Raw genomic sequence first — 16,599 nt, 5'->3', positions numbered from 1 at the left:
CATGCTTATTCGATCTTCGCTTTTCGTGTTGGCCGCGTTGCTGACCACCGCCTGCAGCCAGGCGGACGTGCCGCGCTTCACGCCGCCGGCGGAGCGGCCCGTGGGGCCGATGGAACGCCCGTGGCCGGCCAACCGTTACGCGGTGCTGGCGTATCACGACGTGGAAGACGGCGCGGCGGACCAGCGCTACATGTCGGTGCGCACCAGCGCGCTCAATGAACAGTTCGCCTGGCTGAAGCAAAACGGCTACCAGCCGGTGTCGGTCGAGCAGATCCTGCAGGCGCAAAACGGCGGCCCGGCGTTGCCGAACAAGGCGGTGCTGCTGACCTTCGACGACGGCTACCGCAGCTTCTACAGCCGGGTCTTCCCGCTGCTGAAGGCCTACAACTGGCCGGCGGTGCTGGCGCCGGTCGGCGTCTGGCTGGATGCGCCGGCCGACAAGCCGGTCGATTTCGGCGGCCTGATGACGCCGCGCGATCGCTTCCTCACCTGGCAGCAGGTGCGGGAAGTGTCGGACTCCGGCTTGGTGGAGATCGGCGCGCACACCTACGCTTCGCATTACGGCGGCATCGCCAACCCGCAGGGCAATACCGAACCGGCGGTTGCCAATCGGTTGTATGACGCCAAACAGGGCCGTTACGAAAGCGAGGCGGAATATCGCCAACGCATCGAGAAGGACGTGGCGTTGATCACCCAGCGCATCACCGCCGCCACCGGCAAGGCGCCGCGCGTCTGGGTCTGGCCGTACGGCGCGGCCGGCGGCGTGGCGCTGGACATCGCGCGCAAGCACGGTTACCGCATGGCGCTGACGCTGGAGAACGGGCTGGCAGACGTCAACGCGCCTGAGAACGTGCCGCGCATGCTGGTGGCCGGCAACCCGTCGCTGACGAGCTTCGCCCAGCAGCTGACGCAGATACAGAACCGGCAGATCATGCGGGTGGCGCACGTCGATCTCGACTACCTTTACGATCCCGATCCGCAGCAGCAGGCCAAAAACCTCGACAAGCTGATCCAGCGCATCTACGACCTGCGCATCAATACCGTTTTCCTGCAGGCGTTCGCCGATCCAAAAGGCGACGGCAACGTGCGCGAGCTCTATTTTCCCAACCGCTGGCTGCCGATGAAGGCCGACCTGTTCAACCGGGTCTCCTGGCAGCTCTCTTCGCGCACCGGCGTGGCCGTGTATGCCTGGATGCCGGTGTTGGCGTTCGAGCTGGGATCTGACGTGCCGCGCGTACAGCGCCTCGATCCGCAAAACGGGCAGCTGTCGGTAGACGACAAGCAGTACCGCCGCCTGTCGCCGTTCAGCCCGGTGGCGCGCCAGCGCATCGGTGAGATCTACGAGGATCTGGCGGCTCACGCCACCTTCAAAGGGATCCTGTTCCACGACGATGCCCTGCTGTCGGACTTCGAAGATGCCGGCCCCGACGCCGCTGCGGCCTACCGCCAGGCCGGCTTCGCCGATTCGGTGGCGGCGATACGCCAGGATCCGCAGGCGATGGCGCGCTGGACGCGCTTCAAGAGCCGGGCGCTGATCGAATTTACCCAGTCGCTGACCGAGCGGGTGCGGGCGATCCGCGGCCCGCAGGTGCAAACCGCGCGCAACATCTATGCGATGCCGGTGCTCGATCCCGCCAGCGAAGCCTGGTTCGGCCAGAATCTGGCGGATTTCCTGCAGGCCTACGACTGGGTGGCGCCGATGGCGATGCCGCTGATGGAAAACGTGCCGCGCGCCGACAGCGGCCGCTGGCTGGATCAACTGGTGGGCAAAGTGGCCGCTTACCCCGGCGCGCTCGATAAAACGGTGTTTGAGTTGCAGGCCGTCGACTGGCGCAAGGAGCGCCGGATCAGCCTGGATGACGGTCAACTGCTGGCCGAATGGATGCGTCGCCTGCAGCGCAATGGCGCTCAGAGCTTTGGTTATTACCCCGACAACTTCCTCGACGATCGGCCTAAGCTGGATGCCGTTCGCCCGGTGTTGTCCTCAGCCTGGTTCCCACTGCCATGACCGATCGTTTAATTGCCTTATTCATCCTGTGTCTGGTGTTGAGCGTGCCTTTCGGCATCGTCCTGCTGTTTACCGGCGAAGTGCTGCTCAACTTCGTGTTTTTCTGGCCGCTGTTCATGTCCGGTATCTGGATCGCCGGCGGCATCTATTTCTGGCTGCACCGCGAGCGCCACTGGCGCTGGAGCCCGGACATGCCCGCGCCGGTGCTGCCGGGCAACCCGTCGATCAGCGTGCTGATCCCCTGTTTCAACGAAGGGTTGAACGCGCGTGAAACCATTTCGGCAGCGATGGCGCAGCGCTATGAAAATATCGAAGTGATCGCCATCAACGACGGCTCCAGCGATGACACCGCCGAGGTGCTGGATCAGTTGACGCTGGAGTTCCCCCGGCTGCGGGTGATCCATCTGGCGCAAAATCAGGGCAAAGCGATCGCGCTGCAGGCGGGCGCGGCGGCGGCGCGCAGCGAGTATCTGGTGTGCATCGACGGCGATGCGCTGCTGGATCGCGATGCGGCGGCCTATTTGGTGGCGCCGCTGTTGGCCAATCCGCACGTCGGCGCGGTGACCGGCAACCCGCGCATCCGCACGCGCTCCACGCTGATCGGCCGCATCCAGGTCGGTGAGTTTTCGTCGATCATCGGCCTTATCAAGCGCACGCAGCGCGTTTATGGCCGCCTGTTCACCATCTCCGGCGTGGTGGCCGCGTTTCGTAAGCAAGCGCTTACCGATGTCGGTTACTGGAGCCAGGACATGATCACCGAAGACATCGACATCAGCTGGAAACTGCAGCTCAAGCACTGGGCTATCTTCTTCGAACCGCGGGCGCTGTGCTGGATCCTGATGCCGGAGACCCTGCGCGGGCTGTGGAAGCAGCGCCTGCGCTGGGCGCAGGGCGGCGCCGAGGTGTTTTTAAAGAATCTGCGCAACCTGTGGGCCTGGGAGCACCGGCATATGTGGCTGCTGTTCGCCGAGTATTGCCTCTCCACGTTGTGGGCGTTCACTTACCTGGTCAGCGTGCTGATTTTCCTGGTCGGGCTGGCGGTGCCGCTGCCGGAGGGCATCCGCATTCACTCGTTGCTGACGCCGGCGTTTACCGGCCTGGTGCTGGGCGTGGTGTGCCTGCTGCAGTTCACCGTCAGCCTGCTGCTGGAGAAGCGCTATGAGAAGGGCTTCGGCCGCTCGCTGTTCTGGATCATCTGGTATCCGCTGGTGTATTGGCTGCTCAGCCTGCTGACCACGCTGGTGGCGTTTTCCAAAGTGATGTTGAAAGCTCGGCGCGGGCGTGCGCGCTGGATCAGCCCCGACCGGGGCATTGGGAGGATCAAAGAATGACGGACGTCCTGATTTATTCCGAACGCGGCCTGTTGCCGCGCGTGGTAGACAGCCTGCTGACGCTTTTCGCCTGGTGCGGCTTCCTTTATCTGTTCAGCCGCGGCCTGATGTCGGTGATGGATCAGCACGGGGTGGGCTCCGCCCTGTCGCTGCTGGAAGTGATCTCGCTGTACATCATTGTGGCGTTGTTCAATGCCGTCACGCTGATCGCCTGGGCCAAATACAACCAGTATTTCTCCCGTCGCAGGGCGGCCGACCGCTGGCGGAAACAGCAACAGAACACCCACATCGGCTATATCACGCCCGAGCTGACCCGGCAGCTGCGGCGTTTGCCGATCGCCGTGGTGTCCCATAACAGCGGCGGCGGCATCAGCCAGGTCAGCGGCAGGCTGACGGCGGCCGAACCGGCCGCGAACAAGGTGGTGCAGCTGCGTTAGTCGTCAGCGTCGCCGCCCGGCCTGCGGCGCAGCCCGCCCGGCGGCAACAGCAGAGCGCAGATCATGACGGCCAGGCTGAAAAGCGGCAGCCAGCGCGCCACCGGGCCGGGGGAGTAGTTGTTGAGCACCGAGCAAACATAGCACGCTGCGGCCAGCGCCCAGCCGGGCAGGCCGATATCGTTGAGCCGGAACGCGGTTTTGGCCATGAACCACGCCACCAGGCCGAAACAGAACAGCGCCCAGACCATAATGCACAGCAGATACAGCAGCACCGAGACGAATTCCTCGGTATCGCCGTGCGCATGGGCGCGAAAATGGTTTTTGTTGTAGCGCGGCGAAAAATTCCGGACTGTTTTGCAACAAAAATCGGACTGTCTAAACATGGTAAAAAAAACAAATTTGGACAGTCCGAAATAAAACGCAATAGCTAGGAGAATGTAGATAATATCTGAGCCTGGATGGGAAGAGGATCGCGCAGAATAATGAGGTCTTTAAACGAACCGTCGCACGTTTGCATATAAGAGCCACCGCCGACACTGTCAAAAGTTGGGCTGCCGATGATGACATAACCAGGTGCAGTCACATTTGCCAGCTTACCAACTGGGGTTGTCACATCTGAGTGCTTACGTCCATTCTCATAGGCTGTTATGACGCCATTATTAACGTCAAAAAACGCAGCGCTTGGCACATATGCTTCATAGGGTTCCCGCTTAACCAGTACCGCTCCCCCGGCACCAGAACCACTGCTTGCCCCGGTATAATTTCCATCGCGGGTACCATAGCGCCATGCCTCGCGAGTGCCTGTCGAGTATGGACTTGCGATAGTGCGCATATAGGCCAGCCCCAAATTTGAGAGCGACAGTCCGAGGGTTAGGCCGACCTGATCCATTGGGTCTGTATCGTTCGCCAGGGCTTGAATAGCGTAGGTCGTTGCAGAGCCTGTAATGACTGACACCAGATTTTCAGTTCGCAGATAGCCGCCCGAGTATGAAGCCACTTTGACCCGAACGCTCCCTGCAGTAGGGTTGTAAATGGGCAGCGGTAGCGCAGGAGGCTGCTGATATTGTTGTTGTACAGCGATAAAATCCTGCCCATTCAGCCCATAGACTTTGCGAACTGATACGCCATCTGCATCTACCTTGACACCGAATCTCGGGGATGCAGCCACAACGATTTTATTTAACATGTTATGGTCAATTAACAGATTGATTCGCTCCTTCAATCCGTTTTCATCATGAATAACCCCACCGTCCGCGAGAACGCGAGATTTAAAATTTGAAAAAATCGTTTCGGGGTCGATGTATTTCCCCGTCAAATCTACAGGAGAGCGCCAACCACGGTAGGGTTCTGACAGACCGATAATTTGTCCCATTATTACATCCTCACAGGGTGTCAGTGAATGAACCGTCGAGAGCAACGCGCTCTAAAACAGCCCAGTTATAAAGCGGAAACGCTGCACCATTCCGCACAACTTTACGAGACACTTTCGTTGATGAATCGCGAATGCAAACCACGGGGTAAATATTTCCGTTATTTGCCGGTGTCGTGTTTGTGAATCCGATTAAGAGATGGTCAGTCTGAGATGGTGCCTGATCCAACGTTATTTTGACCGTATCAGCCCCCACCAACTCAACGAGTTCAACCGTGGCTGAACCAAGCTCAAGCGAATGTCCCTTACCAGGACAATCTCCGATAAACTCGGAATCCAGCACCAGTGGAGGGTACGGAACATGCCGTGTATAGGTAATGACATTCCCTGAAACAGTAATGCTCTTAACGCGGTTGCTTCGCCATGTACCTTTTTTCACTGGGTCATAGATATGCCAAAAAATGGCCTGCTCTGCATATTCACCTTGCAGCACTTTGCCGAATTGATTTAAGTGCGACAGCGAACCATCGTTATAAAGATGATTCAGAACGTATTTTGAACCGTACATAATCGCATCAGTAGAGTGCTGTCTGACATAGTCCAGCTGATCCGTTGCCGTCACTGAATACGGTTGCACAATTTCCGACTCACCGGTGGGGTTCCCTTCCGGGTCTACTGAACCGGCTTTGGTATTAATGCGGCTACCCACCTGACCGATAACAATCGTCGGATTTTTTTGCTGACTGAGTATGTTTTTAAAATCATGGAAACAGTCAGTAAAATATGGAGCCAACAACGTTCTATAATCTCCAGGATTACGGCAGTTCCCGTTATCATTGTCAGTCTCGCCATGCTCGAACAAAATAAAGTCGGCCTGGTAAGGCTTGCCGATACCCTGAGCAAATTGAACCGAGCGCTCAATATATTTCAGGCTCTTTGTGTACGAAAAAGTACCTTTTGAAATGCCAGATAATGGCTGTCCGCCTGCGTTACAAGGCGCATTAATGATTGATGGCAGGTCTAAACCTTCAGACTTCATGTCATACATGAGGCAGTTCTGCAGTGGGAGGTTGTGGCCCTGACGGTCAAAATTGTAGTTATTGTCAGTGATTCGGTCGAGGTCGGTTGGATTATATGGCGCACTATTACCATCGGCGCGACCTGACGGCGACATGCAGCGTCCGCGAAATTCAGCCTCCGCCCCCCAGACCTTAATATTTTGTCCTGGTTTATCGAATGCTGCACCGAGCGACTGCCCGAGGCAAATATAGATTAATATGTACGCAGTCGTAACAGGCACCTCACGCAGGCTAGGAATAAACATTAGCCCGCTATGACCACTGCCATCTGATTGCTCATAATTAAACAATACGCCGCTGTCCGATACCGGCGTGGCGCTGGTAACATAATGCTCGTTCCACACGCGCTGCCCATGCCAGAACAACGCAGGCTTGCCGTCAACCATTTTGATGGTTGCGGCACTTAGACCCAGTGCGTCTTGCAGAGGCCCATCAACACCAGGGATGAGAAGATCACCGTTTTCCATCAAGAGTATAAGGCCTTGCCGTGTCTGGAGATGAATAACCCCCCAAAGGACACCAGGAAAGCGATTCTTCAGGCTATCCGGAATAACGCCTATCACATAATCCTGCAATGGCTTTTCTAGCCCTGCTAACATCAGCCCCCAGTTTTTATCCAGAGCCATCGCTGATTCGACAGGCCCTGCAGAACTGGTAAATGCCAGGTCGATTTTATCGGAAATCAGTGTATCTAATGGCGTTATTCTATTTAAAATCTTGACAATGTCAGCATTGGCCAGATTCAGTCCTTGTGCAACCAGCATGACAAATTCAGACGAGGGCAACGATTTTCCCGTTGGTGTTGCTGTGCCGGAAATATTTTGATATTCGAGCACCCAAATAAAGGTGTCGTCGCTGCGGACGGAGAATTTTGCGCCCTCAGAAATTTTACCAGCCGATATTGCCTGCTGCGCCGCTGCTTCGTTGGTATACGGAGTCTCTCCGGACGAGAGCGCCTCGATGTATTGCTTGAGATATTGGGTTCGATTTGCCAACTGCTGAGCCTGCCAGTTATCCGGCCCATCGGCCCCACCGAGTACTGGTGTATCAGTCTCTAGCTGGAAAATTGAATCTTCCCATACTGGGGACTCAGGTAATGATTTGGCCATGTTAGTTCCCACCGTGCAGATAACGGCCATCATGGTTAATGGCCCCGTTGTGTGTTAATCCGTTTAGGCGATTAAACTTCATAATTCGCCCAAATTGCCCCAATTCTGAATCAGATAATTTGGTAGCGTCATGTAAAATAACAGATGAGGTTTCCAACTCGCTTAGATTGGAGTCGTTGTTTATTAGTGACAAATTAGAAATCAAGTCAAAACTGACACGATACAACTCAACCAGTATGTGGGACTGTTGTTCTGCTAGATTGACACCCTCGTAACGCAATGAGAATTCTGTACTTGACGAATTAATCAATGGTAAAGAAACGTGGCCAACATACGCATAATCAACAACAGGTTGTTGCATAGGCGTTTTTAAAAAAGTAATCACTCCCCACAGAGGGTCAACGATGTAATCATCGCCTACGGTGAGTGAAGCGACTGAAACCCCAAACACATTTGGGTAACGCAAGCTGATATTGTCACCGGCTTTAATTCCTAATGGTAAAATCTCGCCTTTCACTATGTTAGGCGTCTTGTTGATAATGTTTGAATAAAGCAGAAGCTCTAAATTCTCTTTTGAATATTCGTGCCAGGTTGAGGTTACTTTTCCATTGATTGCAGAAACATAACGCGTTGAGTCAACCAGCTGTCCACCGATAGACGCCTTCGATTTCTTCTCATCAAATTCTAGTTCGAGGGACAATGCAGACACATCGCCGACCCATCGCCACGATAAAGCCTGGCCCGCCGCATTCCGGCGAGCCAGGTAAAGTTTCCCTTGACCGTAATAAAAATCACTCATTGGTTACCGCCTTATGCCGTCGGTTCTTCCGGTGGCGGCTCCGGCTCCGGGGTTGGTTCAACATAGTGGCCTGTTGGTAATGTGATGACCCAATTGCTCAGCGATGCAATATCGCCGCGCCGGGCTTCTATACTGACCGTGTGAACCCGATTTAATGGGGAGGTTGCGGACGAATACGGCAGCGTCAATGTCGCTTCAACGGTATTTGTCGTCCAGACAGTATCCCCGGTATCAGGGCGAACGAGTGTAATTACATAAACCACCCCCGACTCAGGGCCAATACTGCTATCGAGATAATCAATTAACCGGTCAGCTTGTAATTGCCTGTCACGGTGTGACCAGGTTAAAATATATTCCGCTGCCGGTTCTGCAACGAGGGGATAAGGTTCGTCATTTAAACGAATATTTGCCGGCAAATAGGGTTTTGCCTGGCGGGCCTGTAGCGTCAAATGGTTAACAGGTGCAGCGCCGGCAGCGAGTGTTTCTTGTGCCGTTCGCGTCAACAAACGAACGTCTATCGTTTCTCCCTCCAGATATTCCAACCCATCACTTTCAATCGCATCCTGGAAGAAACGCAGCCGCGCGCCGGTCAGATGGCCAGCCGGCAGCGTATCGGCACAGCCACGCCCGACGGTCAACGTCCCGGTCGCCAGATCGGCGGCATCGATACGAACAATCTCATCACCGATAATCGCCCCAGCACCCACTGCCGGCAGCGTGGTTAATGACGCCTTAAAGGTGGTATCAAAGCGACCTGCTGGCTGTGTTAGCGTGACGGCCGGCGTCCAGTCACCGTTAAGATTACCGCGCCAGTTCACGCCGTCGGCGCGCGTCTGCAGCAGGTAGTTGATGGCGGCACTGCTGGGCGCACTGGCCATCACGCCCAGGTAACCGGCCTCCTGGGGAATGGCTGCCAGCTCCGCCGGCCCGACGGTGGCAGCGAGGACGATATAGGGCAGTTCAAGGAGCTGGCTATCAGTAACGGGACGTGCCGTCTTGTCCGGCGGTGACCAGGTGCTGCCTTGCTCGCCACTGCTGTACGACGTGCTCGGCATCCCGAACACATCCTGAATGGCCGTCACCTTCAACTCACCAGTGTCCTGTTCTTCAATCTTGCCAACCCGCATCACCATGTTGCCGATGTTGCGCTCTGGCAGGCTAATGCGAAAAACGCCGGCCGGCGTCAGTACGCCGCCGCGTCGGTCGAAATTGATTATCAGCCTGGTCAACCCCGCAGCGCGGGTTTCGAGGTCACGTTGTGCCAACCTCGCGCCCAGCGCATGGGTCGGCACTGCTTTGTATTCGACGCTCTCCGATATCAGCCCCACGTTCTGGATCGCCCCCAGGTTCTGCGCGCGCACTTCGCCTTCGCTGTTGGTCACTGGGTCGCGGTACGTCACCACAATTTCATTTGGGGCCGCGTCGGCGCTGGTGCTGTCGTCATCCTGCACACCTACGATGCCGTTGTCGTAGGTAAACAGCGGCAAGGTATTGGGGTCGTAATCGTCGCGTAGCAGCTTGAGCGTCAGTTTGCCGGTGCTCAGGTCACCGTATTGGGCTGCGCCGATGTGATCCAAAACTTGCTGCACAAACGTATTGAGGTCGTCCTGGCGGTTGTAGCGAAAGCACAAGCCAAATCCTTCGTCATAGAGTCTGTCAGCCGCGATGCGGTAGCTGTCAATGTCCAGGTCGCCCAGCACCAGCCCGCGTCCCCAGTCACGATTGAGCGCGCACTCAACCAGGATGTGCGCCGGGTTCATGGCGTGGATCGCACGCAGGTTGGCAATCTGTTCAGCGGTCAGGTCGGCCTCGTCATCAAGCTGCCCCTCGGTGTTCTGCAGCAGAATAAGCGCCTTCTCCGAATACCACACCGGCCCATCCCAGCCTTGCGTGCTGCGGCGAACGCGGTAAGACCACGGCTTAGGTGAAGCGCTGTAGCAGCTGACCAACCCGCTAAAGAAGGTGGTGACCAGCCCCCGAAAACCCGGCACTAACCCCGTCAGCAACGTCAATAATGAAGGAGACGGCACCTGGTCGGGGCCGCCCATCATCACCTCCAGAGTTCCCTGAATGCCGCCTTCACCGCCGGTGTCTTCCCCCCCGAACAGGTTCGGCTTATCGATATACAGCGACGTGTTGCCGGTAATCTGACCAGGTGTGCCGGCAAACACCGTTTTCTTATCGGCGCTGATGGCCACAATCTCATTGACTGGGCCACGGCCAATGCCGGCCTGGATATCCCACGAGTATCTGTAGCCCACCGTGACTTTCTTCGACCCCTTGCCACCGCCGCCCATCAGTTAGCCTCCGGCTCAGATTTGGCCCGTGCCAGGCGCACAATCTTGATCGCCAGCGCATCCCCGGTGCCGGCCAGCAGCTCGGCATCGATACCGCCATCGCGAATGAAGGCTTTCAGGTCTAGCCCATAGCGGGCAAAGAAGGCGCGCAAACCAGGTGCACAGCCGCCGCCGGCGCGGATATCTTCCATCGTGATCAACATGGCATTCTCCTTACTTTTTGATGGCGTCATAGCGGTAATTGCCATAGGCAAGAACAAACCAGTCCTCGCTCCAGCAATCGCCAAAGAAGATGCATTGCGGCGTGCCTTCGGTCGGCTGAGGCAGGTTCCAGTCATCCTCCGTCGCCGCTTCCGGCGTGTTGTTCTTCTGACGTGGAGCCAACGCCGTATTCAGCACGTAGGACGCCACAATCACCGCAACGAATTTCGCAACAGCCCACCACATAGCGTTTCCTCAAAACAGTTTGATGATCTGATACGGCGACTTGCCCGGCATATGAGGCTGGCCGCCGTAGTTCAGGACGTTGTTAAACTTGTCGTTACAGGTCGCGATGGTGCGATCGCATCCTGGAAAAACCGCCACCACCTGGCCAACGCTTAGCCCGGCCGAGCCGCCGAACAGCCCCAGCACGTTGCCACTCTGCGCGCGTAGCCCGCGCCGTTCTGTCACGCCATCCGCCAGCCATTCCAGATACCCACCGGAAAACCAGCCGTCGGGCGAGCCGGCCGGCAGATTGACGGTGATACTCACGCCATCGAGCGCGCTGATGACCAGACCGCCGACGCCAAACGCCGCCGGCGATACCTTGCAATTGTGGTCATACAGCGAATACGGACAGGCGCGCCCCCAGGTCAGGCGCAGGCCGCTGCGGGTGAATGTGCTGGCCAGACTGGCGGTGACCAGCCGAGTGCGGTCTATCGCCTCGCGCTTGACCTCGGTAATGGAGCCGATCCAGACGGTGCGGAACTCCCCCTGGCTGTCGCCGACGTGCCAGCGATGAATACGAACGCGCACCGGCTGGGACGGTGGCAGACCGCGAAAGAGCATGGCCACCGGGTTGGTGGTAGGCAGCGTAATGTCCATGCTGTCGCCGGCACCGACGCTCAGACCGCCATCACTGATCGCCTGCTGCTGCCAGACGGCACCAGCGGCGGTGATATCCTGATCGGCGTTGGTGTAGCGGAAAAACTGCGTATCGCCCCGCACGAACTCATAGAGCGTGACCGGCTGGCCGTTGGCGGTGGAATACTCAAAATCACTCCAGCTCATCGCGTAGCCCTCGGAATGTGGTTGATACCTGGGCAAACCCGTCCGCATCGGTCGTGTGTTCCCAGGTGATGTCGTCAGTGTTCTGGCGGCAAAGCGCCATCAATGACACCTGGCTGATGGAATCCGCCGGCGGAACGTCACCGTCCAGCACCAGCAGCTCGTAATCACTCAGGCGCGTGGCGGTGAGGATACGGCGGTAAACGCGGGTGCCGTCGACCAACTGCAGACGCAGGTCACGCCGTCCAGGCACCACACCGAACTCACTAAAGCCGGCAACCGCCACAACCAGCGCATTGCCGATAGTCCGCACGGGGATAAAGTCCTGCGCCTGGCTGGCGACCCAAATCGCATGCTGGCGACCGCGCAGGTAATAGAGCTGGCCGCGTAGCCTTGCCTGGGCCTGACGGCCGATTTCAGACCACACATGCTGCTGCATGATAAAGGCCCGGCCGGCGGTGTCGGTGCGGTAGGGAATGCCCACCTCGTTGTCCAGCTCCAGGAGCTGGCGCTGATACTCTGCCGTCAGGTCATCAACCCAGTCAGCGTCTTGTTCAAGCACGGGGTGCCCGCGATAGAGGACGGCATTCATCGCCGGCGCAAACGGGTTATGCGCCGCCAGGCGAAAGCGCAGCTGCAGACGCATCAGGCTGTCACTGTGACGGGTGATTGCCGGCGTATCGGTAAAGACGGCCGGCCTTAGCGGATAAACCCATGTGCCGGCTGGCCACGCGCCTAACGGGGTCGTGACGGTGACGCTGCCGGCATCGATACTCTGGATCTGCGCGACGGCCTGGTTGGCCAACATCCCGAAGCCCTGTTTAAGCAGCAGGTTATCGCCCACGACAAAATCACGGCCGGCCGCTGGCAGCGCGATAACCTGGCTGCCGGCCGCGATGGGGGCCGACAAAACCGCAACGTCAGGAAACACCGGCATATCCCAGGTGACGCCGCCGGCATGAAAAAGCTGGGTCTCCAACGCGCGGGCGTCGGCATTGCCGGCAAGCACGGTAAACTCATACAGCCGGCGCGGCGACAGACGTCGGGCAATGCGCTGTTCTGCCCCGGACGGGGAGATCAGGACGTCCGTTTTCCAGGACAGAGTTTCACTGACACCCTCGGCCCAATCAGGCTCCATCAACCACGGGAGACGAACGGCCATCATTTCCCCCCCAGCAGCTGCTTGAGCGTCGCAGTATTGGCCTTGACCCAGGTCATCATGACGCGGTTACCTGGCGCACTTTTCACGGCTCTATCCAGCATCTCGTTTGGATCGAGCACCAGGTACTGCTGCAGGTTGGTCATACTGCCGCCGGCACCTTGCGCACCCGGTGCATCAGGGTTAACGGATTGATTCACGCCGGCCGCGCGACTAAAGCCGGGGTCGGAGACCAGCCCGCCATCCGCGAACGCGCCAAGCCGGCCCTGGTTAACCGCGTGCATGAAGTCCACGCCATAGCGCTGTACAGCGGCAGTCTTCATCACAAACTCCCCGTTGGACAGGCGAGCCGCGATGCTGTCTGAGGTGCCGGTGCCAGGGCCGGTGATCTGGCCACCGGTCGCGGCCGCCACGCTGGCAGCCGCACCCAGGCCGGATGACGCGCTGCCGGCGGCGCTGGCGGACGCAATGGCCGAGGCCAGCGTTGCCGCGCCGGTCGTGAATGCAGTCGTCAGCGCCGTGGTGAGTGCCGTGATGCCGGTGGTCAGCGCCGTGGTGAACCCGCCCGTCAGCGCCGTGCTGCCGGCTGTGATTGAGGTGCCCATGGCTGTGGCCCCCGCCGTGGAAGCGGTGGTGATGGCCGTCGCGTAGGTGGTCGCACCGGCGGCATCGGTCGCGGTATCGGTGGCCGCATTAACAGCGCTGCCTGCAGCACTACCGGCCGTACTGGCCCCGAGACCTAGCAGCCCCTTGAGGCTGTCGGTCACGCTGCCAAGGCCTTCCATCGCCATGCCGGCCAGGTTGCGTGATGCGACTTGCGCCATGGCATTGGCGACCGATTTAGCCAGGTTTAACACTGCATCACTGAGGTTTAGCGTGCCATCGGCCAGCCCGTTGAGCGTGCTTTCCATGCCATCCTGCAGCCCGTCTTTAAACGCGGCCGTCAGGTCGTCCGTGGTGGATTTCAGCGTTATCAGCTCGTTTTCCAGGTTGGCCAGCAGGTCGCGCATCTGCTCGCCGGCTTCGCCAGGCAATGCCGCCATTTCACGCAGTTGCGGCAGGCTCTCGGTGATTTTGCTGCCGACTTCCTGATGCAATGCGACCAGTTGCCGGCGGCCCTGCAGTTCTGAGATGAGGCCCGCTTGCACCTGCGCCTGGATGCTGCTCTCTTTCTGGCTGCGGTAGGTCTGCAGGTCATCCAGGCTCTTTTTGAGCGCATCGGCGCGCACCTTGGCTTCCTGCACCGGCAGCAGCTTATCCAGCCAGGCCAGCCCCTCGGTGTTGCCGGTCTGGGTGAATTCCTTGCGCATCTCGGCGATGTTGGCCCGCACTTCCGCCAGGCCGCCGCCGAGCACGTCGCCGGTGGCTTTCAGATATTGCGCCTGCAACTGGGCGTTCTTGGTGGCGTTGGCGTCCGATTTCTCTTTCTGCTCGCCGGCAGCGATAACTGCCAGCGCCGCCTCGGCTCGCGCTTTCAGCGCCCCGGACAGGCCTTTTTCCGCCAGCTCGTAAGCCGCGACCTGCGATTTGGTCTTGCCGACGGCAAAGGCTTGTTTCTCCAGCCCTTTGACGTAGGTCTCGTTGGCCGAGGCGGCCGATTTGGCCGAACGCGCAGCCGCGTCTGAGTTTTTCTTGTTCTCCTTGGCCTGGTCGGTTTGCTTCTGCAGGTTGATCAGTTTTTCCAGACTTTCACGCAGTTTGTCGATATCCTCCGGCGCCTTGCCGGCCGCCAGCGCCGCCGCAATGGTTTTGTCACGCAGCTGCTCCAACTGCTGGGCGGCCGTGTAGGTCGCATCGGCCAGCTCTTTCTCCAGCTTCGGCCGCAGCTTGTCGGCTTCGGCGCTCAGCGCGGTGAAGGACGCCTCGCTTTGCGCCATCTGCGCCACGGCCTCATCCATCCAGCGAATGGGGCCGGCGTTCTGCAGATCGGTCAACACATCACGCAGCGTCTTGCCGCTGGCGGTCGGCGCATCCATCGCGCGTGCCAGGCGGTTTTCAAGCTCATCGGACAGCTTGTCTTGCACGTCGCTGAGGTTGTCAAACCTCGGCGTCAGCGCATCGATTTGCTTTTGCACCTCGGCCAGTTTGTCGGTTAGGTAAACGATGCCGATACCGCTCGGGGCCGGGCTGCTCAGCAGGCCGTCAATCTGCAGCTTAAGCGATGCCGCCTGGCTCTGCAGGTCGCTGAGTTTCTTGCTGTCCTGGGTGAGCACATCGGCGTTGGTGCGCTGCTGCGTCAGCGCATCGCCCGTGCTGACCGAATCTTTCAGGCGGCCCTGGGCGCTTATCAGCGCCTCGGTCTTCTGACGCTGGTCTTCCAGCGTCTGGATGGTCTGCTGATGCTGCTGCGCCAGCGCGGCTTCATGCTCCTGGTTGGCCGCATAGGCGGCGCTCAGGCCGCCGACAGCCAGCGTCACGCCAGTGATGGCCAGCCCCATCGGGCCACCCAGCAGCCCCATCAATCCCGTCCCCAGGCGACCAAAGGTCGAGGCAGAGGCGCGCGCAACGCCCAGCGCTTTCTCTGCTGCAGTTTGACGAACCAGCGACGCGGTCACCAGATCTTCCGCTTTGGCGCGTGCGCCTGGTGCGGTGATGCCGGAGACTTTCGCGCGGGCGGCCTGCGCCTGCGCGGCTGCCACGGCGGCCTTGGCTTCGGCATATTCAGCCTCGGCAAGCTGCAGCGTCTCGATGCGGTCGGCACGCGCGGCCGTGGTCGCTGCAACCAGCGCGGCAACCTTACGGCCGCCCATCACCACCGCCAGGGCAATGGCGGCAGTGGTCAACGTGGACATGTTGCTGGCCAGACCGGAAATGACGGCCGCAATCGCCTTGGACGCGCCCAGCGCATCGTTGGTGCCGCCGACAAACTCGACCCAGGCGTTGGCCATTTCCGTGGCGGCGTGGCCGATGGTCAGCGGCATCTGCGCAAATTCCCGGTCAACGTCGCCGGCACCGTCTTTCAGCGCCTTGAAGACCACCTGCGTGGTGAGCATTCCTTGCTCAGCCATCGCGCGCAGTTCGCCACGGGTTTTGCCCAGGGATTTCTCCAGCATCTCCATGATGCGCAGCATCTGTTCGGACACCGAGTTGAATTCTTCCCCGCGTAAGGTGCCGGACGCCAACCCCTGACTCAGCTGGATGATGGCGTTCGTGGACTCTTCGGCCGTCGCACCGGAGACGATCGCGGCCTTGTTGATGGTGCTCGTCACCTGCAGCAGTTCGGTCTGGGTTGCGCTGCCTTTAAGCGACCGGGCCATGCGGGTATACAGTTCGGCGGTCGAGGCGATGCGTTGACCGGTTTCATTTGCCACACCGATAACCGATTTAAAGGTCGTTGCCGCCTGTTCGTTGGACGTGGAGACCAGGCGAATACGCGCCGCCAGGTTGGTGTATTCATCTGACGTGCTGGCCAGGTTGGCTATCAGACCACCGCCCAGGGCAATGCCGATGGCCGCCGCCAGCGGCTTGAGCCGGGTCAGTTGGTTGCTCAGGCCATCGACGTTAGCGGCGGTTTTATCGAGCTTTCGGTTGGCGCTGTCTGCAGCACCACCGACACGATCGAGACCGGATGCTGCCGAGCCGCCGGCATTGCCCAACCGGGTGCCGCTTTGGCTGGCGCTGTCCAGGGAGGACTGCAGTTGCTTGAGGGAGGCCTGGGCGCTTTTTAAATCCGCCTGAATACGCAGGCGCAATTCCAGGTTGCCGTTTCCGCTTGCCATGCTTGATCACCGTCGGTATGAGT

Annotated in this window: 13 protein-coding genes; 3 read left to right on the top strand and 10 right to left on the bottom strand. The window is 59.0% G+C overall.

Annotated elements, in window-relative coordinates; all coding sequences use genetic code 11:
- Position 1: 1 nt before the first annotated feature.
- The 3 genes from pgaB to pgaD are packed head-to-tail and all read left to right on the top strand — an operon-like array spanning position 2 to position 3,776.
- On the top strand, positions 2–2,008 hold the full coding sequence (pgaB, locus tag ACJ8IM_RS04395) for a poly-beta-1,6-N-acetyl-D-glucosamine N-deacetylase PgaB (RefSeq protein ID WP_033653711.1): 2,007 nt from the start codon (positions 2–4) through the stop codon (positions 2,006–2,008).
- Positions 2,005–3,339: a poly-beta-1,6-N-acetyl-D-glucosamine synthase gene (pgaC, locus tag ACJ8IM_RS04390; RefSeq protein WP_033653713.1), complete on the top strand. Its 1,335-nt coding sequence runs from the start codon at positions 2,005–2,007 to the stop codon at positions 3,337–3,339. The genes pgaB and pgaC overlap by 4 nt, the downstream gene beginning before the upstream one ends.
- The gene (gene pgaD, locus ACJ8IM_RS04385; protein WP_015378639.1) at positions 3,336–3,776 is read left to right on the top strand and encodes a poly-beta-1,6-N-acetyl-D-glucosamine biosynthesis protein PgaD; all 441 of its coding nucleotides are present in this window, start codon (positions 3,336–3,338) and stop codon (positions 3,774–3,776) included. The genes pgaC and pgaD overlap by 4 nt, the downstream gene beginning before the upstream one ends.
- Here pgaD and ACJ8IM_RS04380 read toward each other — a convergent pair.
- The 10 genes from ACJ8IM_RS04380 to ACJ8IM_RS04335 form a co-directional block, all read right to left on the bottom strand.
- On the bottom strand, positions 3,773–4,048 hold the full coding sequence (locus ACJ8IM_RS04380; protein WP_308317454.1) for a hypothetical protein: 276 nt from the start codon (positions 4,046–4,048) through the stop codon (positions 3,773–3,775). The two genes, pgaD and ACJ8IM_RS04380, sit on opposite strands and share 4 nt — an antisense overlap.
- A gap of 155 nt (positions 4,049–4,203) precedes the next feature.
- Positions 4,204–5,148, bottom strand: coding sequence for a hypothetical protein (locus ACJ8IM_RS04375; RefSeq protein WP_308317453.1), 945 nt, complete (start codon positions 5,146–5,148; stop codon positions 4,204–4,206).
- 10 nt (positions 5,149–5,158) lie between these two features.
- On the bottom strand, positions 5,159–7,333 hold the full coding sequence (locus tag ACJ8IM_RS04370) for a hypothetical protein (protein WP_308317452.1): 2,175 nt from the start codon (positions 7,331–7,333) through the stop codon (positions 5,159–5,161).
- Position 7,334: 1 nt separating this feature from the next.
- On the bottom strand, positions 7,335–8,132 hold the full coding sequence (locus ACJ8IM_RS04365; protein ID WP_308317451.1) for a hypothetical protein: 798 nt from the start codon (positions 8,130–8,132) through the stop codon (positions 7,335–7,337).
- An 11-nt stretch (positions 8,133–8,143) separates the two neighbouring features.
- Positions 8,144–10,429 carry a hypothetical protein gene (locus ACJ8IM_RS04360; RefSeq protein ID WP_308317450.1) on the bottom strand — a complete coding sequence of 762 codons (2,286 nt, stop codon included), beginning with the start codon at positions 10,427–10,429 and terminating at the stop codon, positions 8,144–8,146.
- Entirely contained in the window at positions 10,429–10,632 is a 204-nt protein-coding gene (locus tag ACJ8IM_RS04355; protein ID WP_308317449.1) for a hypothetical protein, read from the bottom strand. The genes ACJ8IM_RS04360 and ACJ8IM_RS04355 overlap by 1 nt, the downstream gene beginning before the upstream one ends.
- A gap of 10 nt (positions 10,633–10,642) precedes the next feature.
- Positions 10,643–10,876 carry a hypothetical protein gene (locus ACJ8IM_RS04350; protein WP_060423172.1) on the bottom strand — a complete coding sequence of 78 codons (234 nt, stop codon included), beginning with the start codon at positions 10,874–10,876 and terminating at the stop codon, positions 10,643–10,645.
- Positions 10,877–10,885: 9 nt separating this feature from the next.
- Positions 10,886–11,701, bottom strand: coding sequence for a phage BR0599 family protein (locus tag ACJ8IM_RS04345; protein ID WP_060423175.1), 816 nt, complete (start codon positions 11,699–11,701; stop codon positions 10,886–10,888).
- Complete coding sequence (locus tag ACJ8IM_RS04340; RefSeq protein WP_308317448.1) at positions 11,688–12,863, bottom strand: hypothetical protein; 1,176 nt, start codon at positions 12,861–12,863, stop codon at positions 11,688–11,690. Before ACJ8IM_RS04340 ends, ACJ8IM_RS04345 begins: the two co-directional genes overlap by 14 nt.
- Positions 12,860–16,576 carry a tape measure protein gene (locus ACJ8IM_RS04335; RefSeq protein ID WP_308317447.1) on the bottom strand — a complete coding sequence of 1,239 codons (3,717 nt, stop codon included), beginning with the start codon at positions 16,574–16,576 and terminating at the stop codon, positions 12,860–12,862. The genes ACJ8IM_RS04340 and ACJ8IM_RS04335 overlap by 4 nt, the downstream gene beginning before the upstream one ends.
- Positions 16,577–16,599 lie beyond the last annotated feature (23 nt).

Origin of the sequence: Serratia sp. CY33525 (assembly GCF_052169115.1) — a bacterium.
GTDB lineage: Bacteria > Pseudomonadota > Gammaproteobacteria > Enterobacterales > Enterobacteriaceae > Serratia > Serratia sarumanii.
This window is presented reverse-complemented; position numbering and strand designations above follow the sequence as displayed.